General features: G+C 70.8%; 18 protein-coding genes. 3 read left to right on the forward strand and 15 right to left on the reverse strand.

Annotation, left to right across the window (positions count from 1 at the left end; all coding sequences use genetic code 11):
* Nucleotides 1-35: 35 nt before the first annotated feature.
* From LCN96_RS53500 to LCN96_RS53555, 12 genes are all read right to left on the reverse strand, one after another.
* The gene (locus tag LCN96_RS53500) at nt 36-824 is read right to left on the reverse strand and encodes an MBL fold metallo-hydrolase (RefSeq protein ID WP_225270047.1); all 789 of its coding nucleotides are present in this window, start codon (nt 822-824) and stop codon (nt 36-38) included.
* 424 nt (nt 825-1248) lie between these two features.
* Nucleotides 1249-2346, reverse strand: coding sequence for an oxygenase MpaB family protein (locus tag LCN96_RS53505; protein WP_225270048.1), 1098 nt, complete (start codon nt 2344-2346; stop codon nt 1249-1251).
* A gap of 355 nt (nt 2347-2701) precedes the next feature.
* On the reverse strand, nt 2702-3010 hold the full coding sequence (locus LCN96_RS53510; RefSeq protein WP_225270049.1) for a site-specific integrase: 309 nt from the start codon (nt 3008-3010) through the stop codon (nt 2702-2704).
* Between the two features lie 295 nt (nt 3011-3305).
* On the reverse strand, nt 3306-4733 hold the full coding sequence (locus tag LCN96_RS53515; RefSeq protein WP_311132149.1) for a DEAD/DEAH box helicase: 1428 nt from the start codon (nt 4731-4733) through the stop codon (nt 3306-3308).
* A gap of 354 nt (nt 4734-5087) precedes the next feature.
* On the reverse strand, nt 5088-5294 hold the full coding sequence (locus tag LCN96_RS53520) for a cold-shock protein (protein ID WP_020545593.1): 207 nt from the start codon (nt 5292-5294) through the stop codon (nt 5088-5090).
* Nucleotides 5295-5528: 234 nt separating this feature from the next.
* Nucleotides 5529-6257, reverse strand: a complete 729-nt coding sequence (locus tag LCN96_RS53525; RefSeq protein ID WP_225270050.1) for an N-acetylmannosamine-6-phosphate 2-epimerase — start codon at nt 6255-6257, stop codon at nt 5529-5531.
* A gap of 25 nt (nt 6258-6282) precedes the next feature.
* Nucleotides 6283-7191: an ROK family protein gene (locus LCN96_RS53530; protein ID WP_225270051.1), complete on the reverse strand. Its 909-nt coding sequence runs from the start codon at nt 7189-7191 to the stop codon at nt 6283-6285.
* Nucleotides 7188-8117, reverse strand: coding sequence for a dihydrodipicolinate synthase family protein (locus LCN96_RS53535; protein WP_225270052.1), 930 nt, complete (start codon nt 8115-8117; stop codon nt 7188-7190). The genes LCN96_RS53530 and LCN96_RS53535 overlap by 4 nt, the downstream gene beginning before the upstream one ends.
* A complete protein-coding gene (locus LCN96_RS53540) occupies nt 8114-9103 on the reverse strand; it encodes an oligopeptide/dipeptide ABC transporter ATP-binding protein (protein WP_225270053.1) in 990 nt (329 codons plus the stop codon). Before LCN96_RS53540 ends, LCN96_RS53535 begins: the two co-directional genes overlap by 4 nt.
* Nucleotides 9100-11028, reverse strand: a complete 1929-nt coding sequence (locus LCN96_RS53545) for a dipeptide/oligopeptide/nickel ABC transporter permease/ATP-binding protein (protein ID WP_225270054.1) — start codon at nt 11026-11028, stop codon at nt 9100-9102. Before LCN96_RS53545 ends, LCN96_RS53540 begins: the two co-directional genes overlap by 4 nt.
* A gap of 2 nt (nt 11029-11030) precedes the next feature.
* The gene (locus LCN96_RS53550) at nt 11031-11981 is read right to left on the reverse strand and encodes an ABC transporter permease (RefSeq protein WP_225270055.1); all 951 of its coding nucleotides are present in this window, start codon (nt 11979-11981) and stop codon (nt 11031-11033) included.
* Between the two features lie 22 nt (nt 11982-12003).
* Nucleotides 12004-13593 (reverse strand): ABC transporter substrate-binding protein, encoded by a 1590-nt coding sequence (locus tag LCN96_RS53555; protein WP_225270056.1) that lies wholly within the window; start codon nt 13591-13593, stop codon nt 12004-12006.
* A gap of 128 nt (nt 13594-13721) precedes the next feature.
* On the opposite strand from LCN96_RS53555, the gene LCN96_RS53560 reads away from it, so the two are divergent.
* Together LCN96_RS53560 and LCN96_RS53565 are read left to right on the forward strand one after the other, a co-directional pair.
* A complete protein-coding gene (locus tag LCN96_RS53560) occupies nt 13722-14444 on the forward strand; it encodes a FadR/GntR family transcriptional regulator (RefSeq protein ID WP_225270057.1) in 723 nt (240 codons plus the stop codon).
* A gap of 98 nt (nt 14445-14542) precedes the next feature.
* On the forward strand, nt 14543-16045 hold the full coding sequence (locus LCN96_RS53565; RefSeq protein WP_225270058.1) for a sialidase family protein: 1503 nt from the start codon (nt 14543-14545) through the stop codon (nt 16043-16045).
* A 419-nt stretch (nt 16046-16464) separates the two neighbouring features.
* Here the strand turns inward: LCN96_RS53565 and LCN96_RS53570 are convergent, their stop codons facing one another.
* Nucleotides 16465-17127: an O-methyltransferase gene (locus LCN96_RS53570; RefSeq protein WP_225270059.1), complete on the reverse strand. Its 663-nt coding sequence runs from the start codon at nt 17125-17127 to the stop codon at nt 16465-16467.
* A gap of 66 nt (nt 17128-17193) precedes the next feature.
* On the opposite strand from LCN96_RS53570, the gene LCN96_RS53575 reads away from it, so the two are divergent.
* Nucleotides 17194-17844, forward strand: a complete 651-nt coding sequence (locus LCN96_RS53575) for a TetR/AcrR family transcriptional regulator (protein ID WP_225270060.1) — start codon at nt 17194-17196, stop codon at nt 17842-17844.
* Between the two features lie 136 nt (nt 17845-17980).
* Here the strand turns inward: LCN96_RS53575 and LCN96_RS57035 are convergent, their stop codons facing one another.
* Nucleotides 17981-18115 carry a hypothetical protein gene (locus LCN96_RS57035; protein WP_263657418.1) on the reverse strand — a complete coding sequence of 45 codons (135 nt, stop codon included), beginning with the start codon at nt 18113-18115 and terminating at the stop codon, nt 17981-17983.
* A gap of 49 nt (nt 18116-18164) precedes the next feature.
* Nucleotides 18165-18770 (reverse strand): TetR/AcrR family transcriptional regulator, encoded by a 606-nt coding sequence (locus LCN96_RS53580; RefSeq protein ID WP_225270061.1) that lies wholly within the window; start codon nt 18768-18770, stop codon nt 18165-18167.
* Between the last annotated feature and the right edge of the window lie 22 nt (nt 18771-18792).

Here is an 18792-nt window from a genome sequence, read left to right on the forward strand (position 1 = left end):
GTGCCGGCCGGCATCCATGCCCTGGGCGGCTGTGTTCAGGAGGTGCCGGCCACGGTGTCGAGTGTGGCCTTGCCGCTGCCGAGCAGGTCTTTCGCAGGGGAGGTGGGGTGGCTGGTGTCCTGGTCGTGCTGGTCGGTGGCGAGTCCGTCTGGGTTGAGGTGGAAGGTGTCTCCGTCGGCGGGGAACAGGACGGTGGAGCGGGTGGAGGTGGTGACGTCGTCGTCTCGGTGGGTGGTCAGGAGTGGCAGGGCGGGCCAGCGGTCGGCGAGCGCTTCGACGTCGTCCAGGCCCATGTGGCCGGTCCTGCTGTGGTGGAAGGTGGTGTCGAGGACGAGTGCGGAGCTGTCGCGGGCGAGGTCTTCCACAGCGGGGCAGTAGACGGTGTCGCCGGTGTAGCCGAGGCGGGTGCCGGCCTGGTCGGTGATCAGGTAGCCGAGGGAGGGGACGCTGTGCTGGGTGGCCGTGGCGCGGATGGTGTAGCCGTTGCCGGACCATTCGCCGCCGCTTTCGTCGAACTCGACGAAGCGGGCGCGGGTCTTGGCCTTCATGCCCGGCCAGGCGCCCGGGTAGGCCAGCTCGAACAGCTGCTCCACGCGCTGCTCGAAGCCGGTGAGGCCGATGAGGATCAGGTCGCTGTCGCGGGGCTTGCGCAGGCCCTGCTCCAGGAAGAGGAAGACGATGTCGAAGAAGTGGTCGGCGTGGAAGTGGGTGATGAGGCAGAGGTCGACGGTGGTCGGGTCGAGGTTGTCGCGCCACATGGCCTTCATGGCGCCGTTGGGGGTGTCGATGAGGAGCTTGTTGTCGATCAGTACGGATGCGCTCATGTGAGCGCTGAGGATCGATCCGGTCCCGATGAAGTGCAGATGCATGGCTGTGGTTCCTTTCCGCCGGCGAGCAGACCGTGTCGCGGTCACTGTGAGTGTTCGGTGTGAGCCGTTTCCGCAGCAGCGACGGCTACGCGCGGTCCGCGCCAAGCTGTTTCCAGGGTTTGCTGACTGGTCGCCCATCGCCGCCCGTGAGGGTCCGTGGCGGGCCATGGGCAAGCCCGCCAGGGCCCGTTGGCCGCGCGCTCGTTGCCAGGCAGTCGCGAAGACACACCCCGTAGGTTCTCGCTCCAGCGGGGCGGGAGTTGCGGAACGGGTGCTGCGGAACGGGTGCTGCGGAACGGGTGCTGCGGAACGGGTGCTGCGGCGCCGCTGACGGGCCGCGCCGCGGCAACCGAGTGTTCCTACCTGATGGAGTTCAGGGTCATCGTGCGACGATGCGGTCGGCCATCTGCGGCTCGGTCTCCTGACCGTGGGTGAAGGCCTTGATGGAGACCTCCTGCACGGCGTTGCTCAGCTCACCGAACACCTTCTTGACCGGCGGGGTCTCATACAGCGGGGTGGCGGAGACGACCTTGTTGAACAGGCCGCCGAGCTGGGCGACGGAGTCCAGGACGGCGTTCCTGGGGATCTTCATCATGTCCGCGTAGGTGTCGCCGAGGGCCAGGCGCAGGAACGCGGCCACGGCACCGGGCACCCCCACATACTTCTGATAGAGGTCGATGCATTCGCGGGTGAGGTTGATGCCTTCGGGGCTGGAGGCCCACTCGTGCGGGCGGGCCTCGTGCCACAGCCGGCGCCCCTGCTCATACCCTTCGGGCAGGATACGGTCGGGCACGCCGAGGAAGTGCGCGACGATGCGCCAGGCGTAGTAGAAGCCTTCGGCGTCGTCGGTCTTGACCTTGTAGCCGAGGTTGCCCATCGCGTCCAGGATGCCGATGGAGAAGACCAGGGCGGCGCCGGCGGTGTAGAGCTGGGAGACGGGCATGCCGTCGCGGGCCTGGTCCCACTGGCCGGAGCGCAAATGGAGCTGGCGGATGGCGGCGTGGATGAGCCGCACCTTCTGGCAGGTGGGCACCAGCTTGGAGTGCGCGGTGAAGGCGTCCTCGTTGCCCATGCCGACGAACAACCGGGTCGACTGTGACAGGCGGCGGTGCGGCTGGCGCAGCACGTGGGTGGAGTCCAGGGTCTTGGCCCCCATCGGCGCCAGGTAGGTGCCGACCAGGCCCGCGGTGGCCTGCAGGGTCGAGGCCTCGCCCTGATAGCGCTGGAAGAACACCGCGGTGCGGGTCAGCTCGCCGGGGGTGACCCAGGAGGGGTACTGCCGGGTGGATTCCATGTAGTCGCGCAGCACGGCGGGCGCGCTCGTGGGGATGTCGGAGTCGGCGGCGCTGATCTGCCGGAAGACCTCGTTGACGGTGTTGACCTGGCCCGCGTCCAGGAGCTGGGTGACGACGTGGTCGGCCGGCGGGTCGCCCTCGTCCTTGAGCTGTTGCTTGAAGTCGGCGTAGCTGAGCGTCATGGCTCCTCCGTGATCACGCGGTGGCCGGGTCTCCACCCACCCGCCTCACTAGCTCTCTGTAATTATCCTTATACGTTATGTAGCGCTCGGAGTGCTGCGGCAGAGGGTGCCAGTTCTGAGCTCTCATGCGAGGCGGTGACGATGCGGCCGCCGCCCGCGGCGCCAGCAGCAGATCATGGAGATGCCTGCCCCCGTGGTCGCCGACGCGCCCAGCTGCCACGACCAGACCGCGACCGCCTCCCCCGGGGACGAGCGGGACACGGAGCCGCAACGCCGCCAGAGAGCGGGGATCAGTGACCATCGGGCTCGCTCATCCGCAACATCGGCAGCTGAGCAGGCGAGCGTGACCCTGCTGTCACCGGACCGCCGATTCTCCAGCGGGAGACGCTCTTCGGCGGGCATGGGACAGGCGGTGGTCGGTGTGGACGAGCTGGCAGGTGATGGTGAGTTCGCGCCGGTCGGTGTCGTGGTCGATCCAGCGCAGGCCGGCTACCTCGGCGCGCCGCAGATCGCGCGGAGCGATCAGCCACCACAGCGCGAACAGCCGGTCATCCGGCGCTCCCTCGAGCGACTGAGCGAGATCGTGGGTGGCCTGCCGCGCTGCCCCGGCCGTGGGGCAGCCGCTGTGGCGCAGTCGCTGCCGCCGTCCGGACGCATCCGTCACCTGGACGGTGGAGCACCAGCTGCCGTGGGCCTCAGCTCGGCCTCGCCCGGACGGACCTCGCTGGTCTGCGGGACGATACCGGCGTCGGTCATCGAGCGGGTTGAGGATGACATCGCGGACGTGAGGGGCGATGTCCCGGGCTGGTCAGGGGCGGTTGAGACCTTGGTGAAGCAGAGCCAGGATCTGCTGTCGTCTGCGGCGCCCGGCGCGATGGGCGACTGGCTCAAGGCCGAGAGACACCATGTATCTCGCTGGGCCGGCAGCCCACCTGGCCTTGGGCGAGCCCCATCCGCTGCTACCGGAATCGTCTGCCGTTCCGTCCCGACCGACGACTGGCAACCGGTGCGGTGACGGTCACGGGGATGCCTGAGGGAGTCTGGGCGCCCGTGATCCGCCTCAGCTCGGCCTCGCCCGAACGGACCTCGCTGGTCTGCGGGACGATACCGGCGTCGGCCATCAAGCGGGTCATGTCACGGCGCTGGTTGGGCAGCACCAGCGTGACGACGCTGCCGGACTCGCCGGCGCGGGCGGTGCGGCCACCGCGGTGCAGGTAGTCCTTGTGGTCGTTCGGCGGGTCGACGTTGACGACGAGGTCGAGGTTGTCGACGTGGATGCCGCGGGCCGCGACGTTGGTCGCCACCAGCGCCGTGACGTGGCCGCTCTTGAACTGGGCGAGGGTGCGGGTGCGCTGGGGCTGGGACTTGCCTCCGTGCAGCGCGGCGGCGCGCACTCCGCTGTTCAGCAACTGTTCGGTGAGCCGGTCCACAGCGTGCTTGGTGTCCAGGAACATGATCACCCGGCCGTCGCGAGCAGCGATCTCCACAGTGGTGGCCTGTTTGTCGGCCCCCTGGACGTGCAGCACGTGGTGCTCCATCGTGGTGACCGCGCCCGCCGAGGGGTCGACCGAATGGACCACCGGGTCGTTCAGATAGCGGCGGACCAGCAGATCGACGTTGCGGTCCAAAGTGGCGGAGAACAGCATGCGCTGGCCATCTGGGCGCACCTGGTCGAGCAGGTGGGTGATCTGCGGCATGAAGCCCATGTCAGCCATCTGGTCGGCCTCATCCAGCACGGTGATGCCGACCTGGTCCAGGCAGCAGTCGCCGCGCTGGATGAGATCCCTGAGCCGTCCCGGGGTCGCGATGACGACCTCGGCACCGGTGCGCAGCGCATGGGCCTGGCGGCTGATCGACATGCCGCCGACGACCGTGGCCAGCCGCAGCTTCAGTGCTTGGGCGTACGGCGTGAGCGCATCGGTGACCTGCTGGGCCAGTTCCCTCGTGGGGACGAGGATCAGGGCGAGCGGGCGCCGCGATTGTGCCCGCTGTCCGGAGGTGCGCACGAGCAGGGCCAGGCCGAAGGCGAGCGTCTTGCCCGACCCGGTGCGCCCCCGCCCCAGGACGTCCCGGCCGGCCAGGGAGTTGGGCAGCGTGGCCGCCTGGATCGGGAACGGTTCGTTCAAGCCCAGGCCGGTGAGCACCTTCAGCACTGCGGGCGGCATGCTCAGCTCAGCGAATGTCGCGGCTGCCGGCAGCGCCGGGGTTGCGGTGACCGGCAGCGCGAACTCTCTCTGGAGCGCGGCCGGACGCCGCCCGTTGCCGGACCGGTTGGAGGCGCCTGAACGGCCCTGAGCCGGAGAGCTGGATCGGCCGCCCCTGCTTCGGGCGGAGCCGCCCGTACGGGGCGAAGAATTGCGATCGTGAGCGCGAGTTGCGTGGTTCATGCAGAACCTTCCTCGATGCGGCACGTGTCAGGCGATCCTCGACGCGATGAGCGGCCCAAGAACAGCTGGCACGAGCCTCAGAAAGACGAGTCGGACCGGCGGGAACAGCCTGGGTCCGTACGTCGAAATGGTCGGCTTTCGCCGGGAAGAACGCGGCTGTGATGCCGCGCCGTAGAACTGGAGCGGGCCTATGCCCGAACCGGAGCCATCGGTGGTGCATCCGGCGTGCGGCGGAAGAACAGACACGCTGCGCTTCTCGGGGGGTGAGGTCGTCACGGCACGATGGATGCCACAAAAGCAACGCGCCGGGGACCGCGCCCTGCGGCGCGAGCCCCGGCTACGTGGTGCGCGGTGTCAGGCGGGAACGATGTTCTCGGCCTGCGGGCCCTTCTGGCCCTGCGTGACGTCGAAGGCCACCTTCTGGCCCTCGCGCAGCTCACGGTAGCCGCCGTTGGCGACGATGTTGGAGTAGTGCGCGAAGACGTCGGCGCCGCCGCCGTCCTGCTCGATGAAGCCGAAGCCCTTTTCCGCGTTGAACCACTTCACGGTGCCAGAAGCCATGTTGATCTCCTTTGATGGGTGCAAAGCCGGAATCCGCATCCGAACGGATTCCGCGTCGCCGCGATAGGACCACACACCCGGAGATGACCGGAGAACAAAAAATGCACCTGAGGCTACATACCGTCAGGTGCACACAAGTCTTTATGGGTACCACAACTGCAACTGAGCCCAATCTAGCACATGTGCCGTCGTGCTGCGGGCGCAGTCCTGAATCGGCGATGACGGCGTGCGACGTCAGCCGCGCCTCGTGACCGCCGTCGCGAACCAGCGCGTGATGGTGGCCGGGTGGGTGATGGCGGTGCCGACGACGACGGCGTGCGCGCCGAGCCTGACCGCCTCGGCCGCCTGTTCCGGCGTGTGGTAGCGCCCCTCGGCGATCAGCGGGACGGGCAGCTCGCCGGCGAGTTCCGCGACCAGGTCGAGGTCAGGACCGGGAGGGGCCTGGGAAACCTCTGACGAGGTGCCCCCTGCCCGGCGGGAGTACGGGGTGTAGCCGGCCAGGGTCGTGCCGATCACGTCCGCGCCCGCCTCGGCGGCGGCCAGCCCTTCCTCGCGGGTGGAGACGTCCGCCATGACCAGCCGACCGGTGCGCTTGTGCACCGCCTTGATCGTCCGGGCGAGCGTCCGGCCGTCGGGACGCGGGCGGCGCGTGCCGTCCAGGGCCACGATGTCGGCCCCCGTGGCGGCGACCGCGAGGGCGTGGCCGAGGGTGGGCGTGATGAAGACGTCGCCGTCGCCGTCCTTCCACAGGCCGATGAGCGGCAGGTCCAGTGCCGCCCGGATGCGCCGCAGATCCTCCAGTCCCTGGGCGCGGATGCCCGCGGCCCCGCCCGCCGCGACCGCCTGGGCCATGCGGCACATCGTGTCGGGATCGCGCATGGGTTCGCCGGGATAGGCCTGGCAGGAGACCACGAGCCGGCCGCGAATCGCTTCGAGCGCTGGATGCGTGACCGTCGAAGTCACAAGTCCTCCCTGGTTGGGGCAACGGTCATGGGAGCAGGGTGAAGGCCAGGCGGGCGGCGCCGAGGAGAGCCGCGTCCGCGCCGAGGGCGGCCGGGACGACGGGGACGTCCCGCAGGGCGGGCAGCACCTCTGTAGCGATGGCCGCGCGCAGCGGCTGCCACCAGGGCTCGCCGCAGTTCGGGACGCCTCCCCCGATCACCACGATCTCCGGGTCGATGACGTTCATCAACCCGCCGATCGCGTGTCCGGCCGCCGTCCCGCCGAAGGCCAGCACGGCGGCGGCGACCGGTTCGCCTGCCGCGGCCAGGCGGGCCACCTCGGCGAGGTGCGCCGCGTCCGTCTCTGACCGGCTCCGGAACCGGGCGAGCAGGGCCGGTCCTGAGGCGACCGCTTCCACGTGGCCCTGCCCTCCACACGCGCAGGCCACCCCGGCCGCCGCGGCCACGGGCACGTGCCCGGCGTGACCGGCCACCCCGTGTGCCCCGTGCCGCACGTGCCCGCCGAGGACGGTCGAGGCGCCGATGCCGGTGCCGACGGCGATCAGCAGGACGTCGGCGTACCCTGCGGCGGCGCCGCGCCACTGCTCGCCGAGCGCGTGCGCGTGCACGTCGTTGTCGACGGCGACCGGCAGGCCGAGCCTGCGGGACAGCTCGCCGCGCAGGTCGGTCCCGGCCCATCCGGGAAGGGCCTGGGTCGCGGACACCACCACGCCGCGCCGCCGGTCGATCACCCCGGCGGCGCCGACACCGACCGCCGCCACCACCTCGGTCCCGCCCACGGTGCGGACGAGGTCGGTGGCGGTGGTGAGGATGGCGTCCGGGCCCTCCATGGCAGGGGTGGGGCGGGTGGCGTGATCCAGGACGGTCCCGGACCGATCGGCCAGGGCGACGGCCATCTTCGTGCCGCCGATGTCCAGGCCGGCCACGAGGCTCACAGCAGCCCGGCTTCTTCGAGACAGGCGGCCACGGCGCGGGTCTCCTCGCCGGTCAGCTCCCGCATGGGCGCGGCCACGGCAGCGCCGTCGATGACGCCGCGCAGGGCCAGCGCGGTCTTGAACGCTCCGACGCCCCGCGTGCTGCCGCCCGCGGTGGCCGGGGAGGCGGCCTCGACGATGCGGAACAGCCGGGTCAGGCGGTCCTGCTCGGCCCTGGCCTCGGCCCACCGCTGCTCGGCGCACGCCTGGAGCAGGCGTACGTACCCGTGCGGGTCGACGTTGCCGAGCCCGGGCACCGCGCCGTCGGCACCGGCCAGCATCATCGCGTCCACCACCAGCTCGTGGCCGGTCAGCGCCGAGAACCCGGCGAGCCCGGCGCTGCCCAGCACCACCTGGCGGAAGCCGGCGTCGTCGCCGCTGGAGTCCTTCAGCCCGGCCACGACGCCGTCGGCGGCCAGCGACAGCACGAGGTCGGCGGCGAGCTTGGTGTGCACGGACACCGGTACGTCGTAGGCCAGCAGCGGCAGGTCAACGGCCGCCGCGACGGTGCGGAAGTGGCGGTCGACCTCGACGGGGTGGATGCGGGCGTAGAACGGCGCCGTCGCCACGACGGCGTCCGCGCCGAGCTTGGCGGCGATCTCCGCCCGCTCGATCACGCGGCTGGTGGTCGTCTCGATGCACCCGGCGATCACGGGCACCCGGCCGGCGGCCGCCCGGACCGCGACCTCCAGCGCCTTGTCCCGCCGGGCGTCGGTGAGGAAGGCCGCCTCACCGGAGCTGCCGAGTGCGAACAGGCCGCTCACGCCCGCCTCGATCAGGAAGTCGATCAGCCGCTCCAGCGAAGTCGCGTCCACCTCGCCGTCCGAGGTCAGCGGGGTGACGACGGGCGGGATGACGCCGCCGAAGCGGGGGTTGCGGGGGCTCAAAGCAGGCTCCTTACGGGTGACTCGGGACGGATGCAGTGCCAGGCGTGCGCGCCGTCCGTCTCCTCGCGGGTGGCGGGCGGGAACTCCTGCGCGCACTCCTCATCGGCCTTCCAGCAGCGGGTGCGGAACGGGCACCCGGACGGCGGATGGGTGGCCGACGGGACCGGGCCGGTGAGCACGATCCGGTCGGCGTCGTCGAGCAGGCTGGGCGTGGCGGAGAAGAGGGCTCGCGTGTACGGGTGGCGCATGCGGCCGGTCACATCACCGGCCGGCCCCTCCTCGACCACCCGGCCGAGGTACATGACCGCGATCCGGTCGGCCAGATAGCGGACGGTCTGGATGTCGTGAGAGATGAACACGAGCCCGAGCCCCAGCTCCGTACGCAGGTCGAGGAGCAGGTTGAGCACCTGGGCGCGTACGGAGACATCGAGGGCGCTGGTGGGCTCGTCGGCGACGATCACGTCGGGCCGCAGCGCCAGCGCCCGCGCCACGGCGACGCGCTGCCGCTGGCCGCCGGACAGCGCGCCGGGCAGCGCGTCGGCGACGTGGCCGGGCAGGCCGACCAGGTCGAGCAACTCGCGTACGCGGGCGTCGCGCTCCCCGGGGGTGCCGCGCCGGTGCACGTCGAGCGGGTCGCGCAGGATGCGGCGCACGGACAGGCGCGGGTTCAGCGCGGTGGAGGCGTCCTGGAACACCATGGCCACGGCGGCTCCGAAGTCCTCGCGCCGGCGGCGGGGTGGCAGCGTCCACAGGTCCTCACCGCGGAAGCGCACGGTTCCCGAGGTGGGCTGCTGCAGGCCGACCAGCACCTTGGCCAGCGTCGACTTGCCGCAGCCGGACTCGCCGACGACACCGAGGATCTCGCCGCGGCCCACGGAGACGGTGGCGTCGCTGAGCGCGTACACCTTGTCGCGGCGGATCAGGCCGCCGCTGCGGGCGGTGTGCACCACGTGGACGTGGTCGAGGCTGACGACGGGTTCGGTCACGGTTGTCCCCCCGGGTGGAAGCAGGCCCGCGCGTGATCGTGCTGATCTCCCGTCAGGGCCGGCGGCGCGGTGCGGCAGGCGGGGTCCGCGGCGGCGCAGCGGCCCGCGAAGCGGCAGCCAGGGCCGAAGTTCTGCGGCGCCGGAACCACGCCGGGCACCTGGTGCAGGCGCTTGGCCCCGCTCTCAAGGGAGAGCACCGAGCCGAGCAGGTTGCGCGCGTAGTGGTGCCGGGCGCCGGTGAAGAGTGAACCGGTGGTGCCGATCTCGGCGAGCTGGCCGGCGTACATGACGGCGATGCGGTGCACGAGCTGCCCGACCAGGCCGAGGTCGTGGGAGACCAGCACCATGGCGAAGCCGAGCTCGTCGCGGAGCCTGGCGAGCAGCTCGACGACCTGGGCCTGCACGGTCACGTCGAGTGCGGTGGTGGGTTCGTCGGCGACGAGCAGGCGCGGGTTCCGTGACAGCGCCATCGCGATGAGCACGCGCTGGCGCTGTCCTCCGGACAGCTCGTGCGGGTAGCTGCGCGGGGTGCGCCGCGGGTCCAGGCCGACGAGTTCGAGCAGTTCCTCCGGGGTACGGGTGCCTCCCCGCCTGGTGAGCTGCCGGAGCTGGGTGCCGACGAGGACCGAGGGGTTCAGCGACGACATGGCGTCCTGGTAGACCATGGCGATCTGCGGGCCGGAGATCGCCCGCCGCTCGCGGGGCGTCAGCTGAAGGATGTCCCGGCTGTCGTAGACGATGCGGCCGCTCACCTGCGCGGCGCGGGGCAGCAGCCCCATGATCGCCAAGCTGGTGAGGCTCTTGCCGCAGCCGGACTCCCCCACCAGGCCGAGCGTCTCGCCGACGCGTACGTCGAAGGAGAGCCCCTGGACGACGGGAACGTCCCCGTAGCGCTGCGGGAAGCGGATCGACAGGTCCTCGACGGACAGCAGCGGCTCGGCTTGCGGGGACAGCGGCGGCACGCGGGACGGGCGCTCCCGCGTCCGGAGGGCCAGCTTCGCCAGCGCGTCGTCGACCTCCGCCGCGGCGGGCCGCGGCGTGACGTCGGCGGCGCCGGCCGCCGGGGTCCGCCGTGCCGCGCGCGGGGCGGCCCAGGCGTCGGTGAGCCCTTCGGCCAGCAGGTTGAGCGCGAGCACCGTCACCAGGATGGCCAGGCCGGGGAAGAAGGTGGCCCACCAGCCGCCGGACAGCACGATCTGCCTGCCGTACGCGAGGACGTTGCCCCAGCTGGGCGCGGGGTCCTGGATGCCCGCGCCGATGAAGGAGAGGCTGGCCTCGAAGATGATCGCGTCGGCCACGAGCACGGTGGCGAAGACCATGACGGGTGCGGCGCAGTTGACGGCGACGTGCCTGATGAGGATGTGCGGGCGGGGCGCGCCGATCACCTTCTCGGCCGCGACGTAGTCCTCGCCGTACTGGGCCAGGACGTTGGCCCGGACCACGCGGGTGAGCTGCGGCACGTACAGGAACGCGATCGTGCCGATCAGTACCGGGAGGTTGCGGCCGAACACCGCCACCAGCACCGCGGCCAGTGCGATGCCGGGAAACGCCATGATCACGTCGAGGACGCGCATGATGCCCTCGTTGACGGCCTTGCGCGAGGTGGCGGCGAGGCTGCCGAGCACCGCGCCGGCCAGCACGGCCAGCGCGGTGGCTCCCAGGCCGATGAGCAGCGACGATCGGGCGCCGTAGGCGATCCTGGCGAACACGTCCCGCCCGGCGCGGTCGGTGCCGAGCCAGTGCTCGCCGCCGGGCGGGGTGGCGGGCGTGCCGGTCGCGAGCGGGTCACCGGCGAGGAACGGCGCCAGCACGGCGAAGAGCGCGACCGCGGCGAGCACGGCGAGGGAGATGACGGTGACCGGCGAGAGCCGGGTGAAGTGGATGCCGGGCCGGGACAGGCGGCTGGTGAGTCGTGCTCTGAGCATGCTCACACCACCCTGATCCGCGGGTTGACGACGAGATAGAGCAGATCGACGACGAGGTTCACGACGAGGAACGCCAGCGCGATCGTCAGCACCGCACCCTGGACCAGGGCCACGTCGCCGTTGGTGACGCCTTCGAGGATGAGCTTGCCCATGCCGGGCAGGTCGAAGATCGTCTCGATGACCACGGCGCCGCTCAGCAGGTATCCCACGCGCAGGCCGAGCACGGTGAGCGGCGTGATGAGCGCGTTGCGCAGCGCGCCGCGTACGACGATGGCGCGGGGCAGGCCGTTGCCGGTGGCGGTGCGTACGTAGTCCTTGTCCAGCTCCTCCACCATGGACGTACGCACCAGGCGCGACAGTGATGCCGCCGCCGGGACCGCGATGGCCAGCGCGGGAAGGGCGAGCGACAGCAGCCAGCCGCCGATGGAGTCGGCGGGGTTGACGTAGCCGCCGGTCGGGAAGATCTCGAGGTTGAGCGCGAACTCCTGGATGAGCAGGATGCCCAGCCAGAACGCCGGCATGGCGACGCCCGCGATGGACAGCACGCGGGTCACCTGGTCGGGCCACCGGTCGCGGTGGAGCGCGCCGGTGACTCCGAGTGCCAGGGCGCCCGCGACGGCGAGCACCAGGCCCAGCACAGTGAGCTGGATCGTGAGCGGGAAGGCCGTCACGACCCGGTCGATCACCGGGGCGGCGGGAGGCGCGGTGTAGCCCAGGTCGCCCCGCACGAGCTGCCCGAGGAAGCGGACGTATCTCACGGGCAGGGCGTCGTCGAGCCCGTGTTCGGCCCGGTAGGCGGCGCGGGCCTCGGGGCTCGCGCCGTCGCCCAGGGCGTTGTACGCCGGATCGTTGGGCGAGAACTGCAGGACCACGAAGACGAGCAGGGTGACGCCCAGGAGCATGAGCGGCAGGCTCACCAGCCGTTTCGCGGTCAGCCTGAGGAATGCGAACATGGTGCTTTCCGTCGGAAGCGGATCAGAGGCGGGCGACGTCGAGGAACGACAGGCCCGTGGTCGGGATGGGCTTGAAGCCGGACAGCGTCTTGTCGTCCCAGGCGGTGGGCAGCTTGCGGTGCAGGATCGGGTAGAGCGGCACCTCCTCCGAGATGAGGTCGACCGCCTGCCCCCACAGTTTCTTCTGCTCGGCGGCGTCGCCGGTCCGCACCGCCTCATCGAGCAGCTCCAGCAGTTGCTTGGCCTCGGCGCTCTCACTCCAGCGGTAGCGCTTGGCCGGCCAGGTGCCGTCGTAGAACCAGCGCAGCAGCAGGTCCATGTCATTGCCGAAGACCGAGGGGTCGCCGGGCGCCACCAGGACCTGGAACGTGCCCGGGTCGATCTTGTTGGTGTACTGGCCGCCCGACTGGCCGATGTCGAGCGTGGTGCTCACGCCGACGGCGTCCCAGGACTCCTTGATGATCGGCACGATGTCCTTCACCCAGCCGGTGTCGGTGGTCACCATGCTGACCTGCAGATTCTCGACTCCCGCCGCCTTCAGCAGGTCCTTGGCCCTGCCGGGGTCGTAGCCGTAGACGGTGGCCGCCCGCGCGTACGCCGGGTGCGTCTCCTGGACGTAGCCGGTCGCCGGGGCGGCGTTGCCGAGCATGCCGGTCCGGATGACCTTGTCCTTGTCGATGGCGTAGTGCAGCGCCTGGCGCACCCGCTTGTCGTCGAAGGGCTTCTGGGCGCAGTTGAACATGAGGAAGAGCAGGCCGAAGGACTGGACCGCCTCCAGCTTGCGCTTCTCGGCCACCTTCGCGACGTCGAGGTACGGGACGTCCTCGATCGCCACGACCCGGCCGGACTCCAGCGCGGTGACGCGGGCGGACGGATCGGACAGCAGCCGCCAGGTCATGCTCTTGACCTTGGCCGGACGGGAGCCGTTGTACTTGTCCCACCGCTCGAAAACGATCTTGTCTTCCTTGGTGGCCTCGACGAGGCGGTAGGGGCCCGAGCCCACCGGCCGGGCGTCGAAGGCGGCCTTGTCCTTCTCCACGACCGCCTTCGGCACGACCTTGATGACCGCGAGCCGCTCCTTGAGCAGCGGGAACGCGTGCTTGAGCGTGATCTCCACGGTGGTGTCGTCCACGGCGGTCACCCCCGACACGAACGGGATGAACTGCACCATGAGCGAGGCGTTGGCCGGGTCCAGCACCCGCTGGAAGCTGAAGGCCACGTCCGCGGCCGTCACCGGCGAGCCGTCGTGGAAGGTGGCGCCCTGGCGCAGGGTGACCTTGACGGTGGTGTCGTCGACCTGTTGCGGCTCACCCGCGGCGAGGGCCGGGTAGGGCTCGCGCGTGACCGGGTCCAGGTCGAACAACGCCTCGAACACGTGCAGGTTGGCAGCGACGGGCGTGGCACCCGAGGAGGTCATCGGATCGAATCCGGTGGACAGCGCGTAGGAGATGCCGGCCTCGATGCTGTCGGTGGCAGCCGGAGCCGCACTGCCGGTGGAGGCGGGGCCGGAGCACGCGGCGAGCGAGCCGGTGAAAGCGGTGGCGGCGCTTACGGCCCCCACGAGCCGCAGGAAGTCGCGGCGGTTGACGGACGCGGCGACGAGGTCGCGCATGGCGTCCCCTCTCATGTGATCGTGCGGTTCCGGGTGTCACGCAAGGGCGAAGGGCATACGATGTCTGACGTCCTAGGTGGTGTGCGGCAATGTAGACGACCGATGAACGAAAGGGCAAGATGTCAACCGTGATCGACCCCATCTCGCGATCCGCTCGCAGTGCGCAGCTCCGCCCGCGCGAGGTGGCAGAGCGCATCAAGCAGTACATCCTGCAGAACCGCCTCAAGCCCGGAGACGCCCTGCCCACCGAGCTGGAGCTGTGCGCCGCCGTAGGGGCGAGCCGCTCCAGCGTGCGTGAGGCGATCAGGATCCTCACCGCGCTCGACATCGTCGAGGTACGCCACGGGTACGGCACCTACGTCGGCAGATTGTCGCTCGCCGCGCTGGTCGAGAGCCTCACCTTCCGCGGCCTGCTGAGCCGCGACGACGACTTCCGCGTGCTGGCCGAGCTGATCGAGGTGCGCCAGACCCTGGAGCAGGGGCTGGCGGCCGCCATCACCTCCGCCCTCGACCAGGACCTGCACCAGGAGCTGGGCCGGCTCGCCGACCAGATGGACGAACGCGCCCGCGCGGGCCAGACGTTCATCGAGCAGGACCGCGAGTTCCACCTGCTGCTCATGAAGCCACTCGGCAACGAGCTGGTCGCCCAGCTCACGGCCGCGTTCTGGGACGTGCACGCCATCGTCGCGCCCGCGCTGCACACCACGCCCGCCTCGGTGCGCGAGACCGTCGCCGCCCATCACGCGATCGTCGAGGCGCTGTTCACCCGGGACCTGGACCGGTTCACCGAGGCCATCGCCGCGCACTACGCCCCGGTCCGGCGGCATCTGAAGGAGAACCGCGGGCTCTGACCGTTGACGGGATGCAAGCGGAGGCTTACGGTACAGGACGTCTGACGTCCGATGCCCTTCTCCTCTTGTCGAAGGAGTGATCGACCGCTGTGACATCCATGCCCGTCTCAACCTTCCTGCGCCGAGCCCTGTCCGTCGTCGTGGCCCTCGTCCTGTCCATCGTGACCGCCACCGCCCTCACCCCCTTCCCCGCCTCGGCGGACGCCTCCGGCATCTCGGCGACCGTCGGATTCGACTGCACCGACAGCCGCCTCCAGCTCATCCTGGACAACCGCACCACCGCGACGAAGACGTTCACGATCACCTGGCCGGGCCGGACCGGCTCGCCCTGGACCCGTACCGTCGCCTCCGGCGGCAACACGCTGCTGTACTGGACGGTCCCGGCCGGCACGCCGTACACCCTGCGGACCGTGACGGACGGATTCGACACCACCCGCTCCGGCACCGCCCGCTGCGGCCTGGCCGCGGGCACGCCGCAGCTGAACTCGGCAGCCCTGCTGCGCACCAGCACCGTGATCACCGGGCTCAACGGCCCCGGTGGGCTCTACAACGGCACCGCGAAGTCGGTGCGCATCCCCGGCATGGCGGTCACCGGCAACGGCACGATCATCGCGGTCGCCGACGCCCGCGTCGACGGCTCCTACGACCTGGGCGGCGGCACCAACAACATCCAGATCGCGATGACGCGCAGCACGGACAACGGCCTGACCTGGCAACCACCGCGCGTCATCCATCACCCGGCCACGACCTCCGAGGGCGCGGGCGACCCGAGCGTACTCGTCGACCGCTCGACCGGAGCCGTCTACGTCTTCTACACCTACTCGCCACGGCCGGGCATCAGCTTCTGGTCGGCCGCATCCGGCTCCAACGCCGCGAACGACCCCGCCAGCCTGCACATCCAGTACGTCAAGAGCACCGACCACGGCCTCACATGGAGCGCCCCCGTGGAGCTCAACCCGTCGGTGAAGGACCCCGGCTGGCGGCAACTGTTCGCCTCCTCCGGGCACGGCATCCAGACCAGCACCGGCCGGCTCGTGCAGCCGATCGTCTACCGCGACGCCGCCGGAACCAGCCACGCCGCCAACATCTACAGCGACGACCACGGGCAGACCTGGCAACGCGGATCCTCGGCGTCCGGTGGCGTGAACGAGAGCAAGGCGGTGGAGCGGAGCACCGGCGCCGTCACGCAGAACATGCGCCACAACTCCATCCGCGCCCGCCACCTGGCCACCTCCACCGACGGCGGCCGCACTTTCGGCGCCGCCACCGCGAGCCCGGTGCTCAGCGACCCCCTGTGCAACGCCGACGAGACGTCCTACCTCACGCCCGCGCAACGTGGCGCGAACGGCGCGCCCCTCCGCACCGCCACCGCCCTCTACAGCGGCAACGCCCACCCGACCGCCCGCAGCGACCTGACCGTCCGCCTGTCCACCGACGACGGCGCCAGCTGGCCGGCCAGAGCCCTGATCAAGCCGGGCGCGGCAGGCTACTCCACCATGGCCGTGCTCTCGAACGGCCAGATCGGCGCGCTGTACGAGATCGGAGACACCGGCGGCATCGTCTTCGCCCGGTTCACGCTCGACTGGCTGCGGACCGCCTGACCCCGATCGCCCGCGGCCATCCAGCCGCGGGCGTCCGGCGGTACGCCGGGTGCAGGATCCCGGCCGGCACGACAACGGCCGTCGTGGTCGTCCACCGGATCCGCCGATCCGACCCGATCGCTCCCGCCGGCCGTGTCCTGCCCGCACCAGCACGTCCGGGCGGATACGCGCGCGACCGCCGACCGGACGGCGCAGCCGAAACTTCGCCAGGTCCGCCGTCCCGACTGGCCATGTACGTGGGAATGGTCAAGGGGCGCCATCGGCCCCATGGTCGCTCGTCGGATGGTCTTCGGCGCCTGCTACGGCATGGCGGCGGGCGGCAGTGCGGCAGTACGGCAGTGCGGCAGTGCGGCAGTGCGATGGAATGCGCGGGCGCGGTAGTTCATCTCGATCCGGCCGAGTGTGCTTCGCCGCGCCGCTCAGAGGCGGCAGCTGATCTCCATGCCGTCCTCGACGGGGAACGTCACGCTCTGGTACCCGTTCGCGGGGTCGCGTACGTAGTCCAGGTACGGCCGCAGGCTGCTCAGGCCGACGTCGTCGGCCACGACGAGTGTGCCGGGCCGCAGACCCGGCTCGAGAAGCCGCAGGACGGGCAGGCACAGCTCTTTCCAGCCGTCCAGCAGGACGAAGTCCGCGGGGTCGTCGAGGCCGCGAAGGGTGTCGCGGGCGTCTCCCTCCAGCATGGTGATCAGGTCGTCCAGGCCGGTCTCGGTGAAGGTCCGGCGGGCTGCGGCGATCTTGTCCTTGCTGAGTTCCGTGGTGATGACCCGTCCGGTGCCGTTGTCCCGTACGGCCGCGGCCAGGTACAGCGTGGAGATCCCGAAGGACATGCCGAACTCGACGACCGTGGCCGGGCGGACGGCCCGGACCAGGTTGTACAGCAGTTCCCCGCCTCTGGCGGAGATCGGCATGTAGACCTCCGCCACGGCGTCGGCCTGCTCCTGGGGCGTCAGCGCCGCGAACCCGCCGGGCAGCTGCGCGCTGACGCGCGCGGCAGTGACCTCGTCCTGCTCGGCTCGCTCGAACATCCGGCCGAGGGCTGCCTCGATGCGGGGGTCGGCAAGCGTGTGGGTGGGTGTCATGGACGCTAGAGTAGACGCAACGTTGCGACTTTTCTAGGGGCGATACCCTGACCGACGGGAGGCGAAATGGCACCTACGACAAGCGCCGCCGAGGCGGGCGGCACCGGCGGATCAGAGCGGCGTCACCACGGCAACCGGCACGGACGCAGCGAACAGGCCCGGCTGGCAGTGCTGCAGGTGGCCGACGGCCTGCTCGTCGAGAAGGGTTTCGCCGGCGTCACGATGGAGGGCATCGCCGCACGGGCCGGGGTGGCCAAGCAGACCATCTACCGCTGGTGGAAGAGTAAGAGCGACGTCCTGATGGACGCCTTCCTCCAGGACGCGGCCGAGGACCTCACGGCTCCCGATTCCGGCGACATCGCCCGCGACCTGCGCGACTATCTGCGCCGACTGGCGTGGTTCCTCAGCGAGTCCGACCCCGGCGCCGTCTTCAAGGCGCTGATCGCCCAGGCGCAGCACGACCCGGTGTTCGCCCAGGACTTCCGGTCCCGATACCTCGACGGGCAACGCCGCCGCGACCGCCTGCCGTTGGAGCGGGCCGTGGACAGGGGTCAGCTGCCCGCGGACCTCGACCTGGCGGCCGAGACGGACCAGCTCGTAGGCCCTCTCTACTACCGCGTGCTGGTGACCGACGAACCGATCAGCCACGAATTCACCGACGGGCTCGTCGACGCGTTCCTCCGACGGCACAAGCCGACGACGCGGACGGAGTCCTGACCGATCAGGACACCCAGGGACCGTTGGATGTCGTGATCAATGCTTCCGATCCGGATCCCGCCCGGAGGGCGGATCCGGCAGGAAGACGAGCGTGACGCGCATTCTTGGAAGCCTCACGTCGGCCCGGCGACACCAGTCAGCCGAACGCACGGAGCGCGCGCTCGCCGGCCCGCTGCACCACTGGCAGGTATCGGGGCAACTCGCGCCGTTGCGCGTCGTCGAACCCGATCGGCAGCGCGGCGTCGATGGCCGCGTCCCAGGCCTTGGTCATGGTGGCGGCAGCAGGGCACCGCACCGACGATCTCGCGGAGGGCCCGCGATCAGCGCAGGTAGCCGTGCAGGAACGCGCGGACGCCCGAGGTCACGGTCTCGGCGATCTCCTGTTCCGTGGGCACGGCGCCCTGGTAGGACGGGTCGGCGACGGAGATCAGCAGCAGGAGGTGGACGGCGGCCCGGTCGGGGTCCTCGGCGTGCAGGAGCCCCTGCTCGGTCCATCGGCGCAGGTATCCGGCGAGCTCGCGGCGCACGCGGCGGGGGCCCGTCTCCTGCCAGGTGTCGATCGCGGCCTGCGGGATGTGCCCGGCCTCGGCGTTGATCTGCCGTACCAGTGCGAAGTGCTCGGCGTGGCCGTCACCGGCGGGGGTGGCGATCTCGCGGCCGAAGTCGACGAGATCGGCCTCCAGGTCGGTCACCTTGCGCAGGTGGCGCTCGATCACGGCGAGCTGCGCGTCGGCGGCCCGCGCGGCGCTCTCCTGGATGACCGCCTGGAACAGCACGGCCTTGTCGGCGAAGTGGTTGTAGATCGTCCGCGTCGACACCTCGGCCGCGCGGGCGATCGCGTCGACGCTGGCCCGGGTGTAGCCGTCGCGGGCGAACACCGTCAAGGCGCCGGACAGGATCGCCTTGCGCTTGTCTTCCCTGGTCACCGGCGCTTGCCTCCATCAAAGT

The sequence above is a fragment of the Nonomuraea gerenzanensis genome, assembly GCF_020215645.1.
In the GTDB taxonomy this organism is placed as follows: Bacteria; Actinomycetota; Actinomycetes; order Streptosporangiales; family Streptosporangiaceae; genus Nonomuraea; species Nonomuraea gerenzanensis.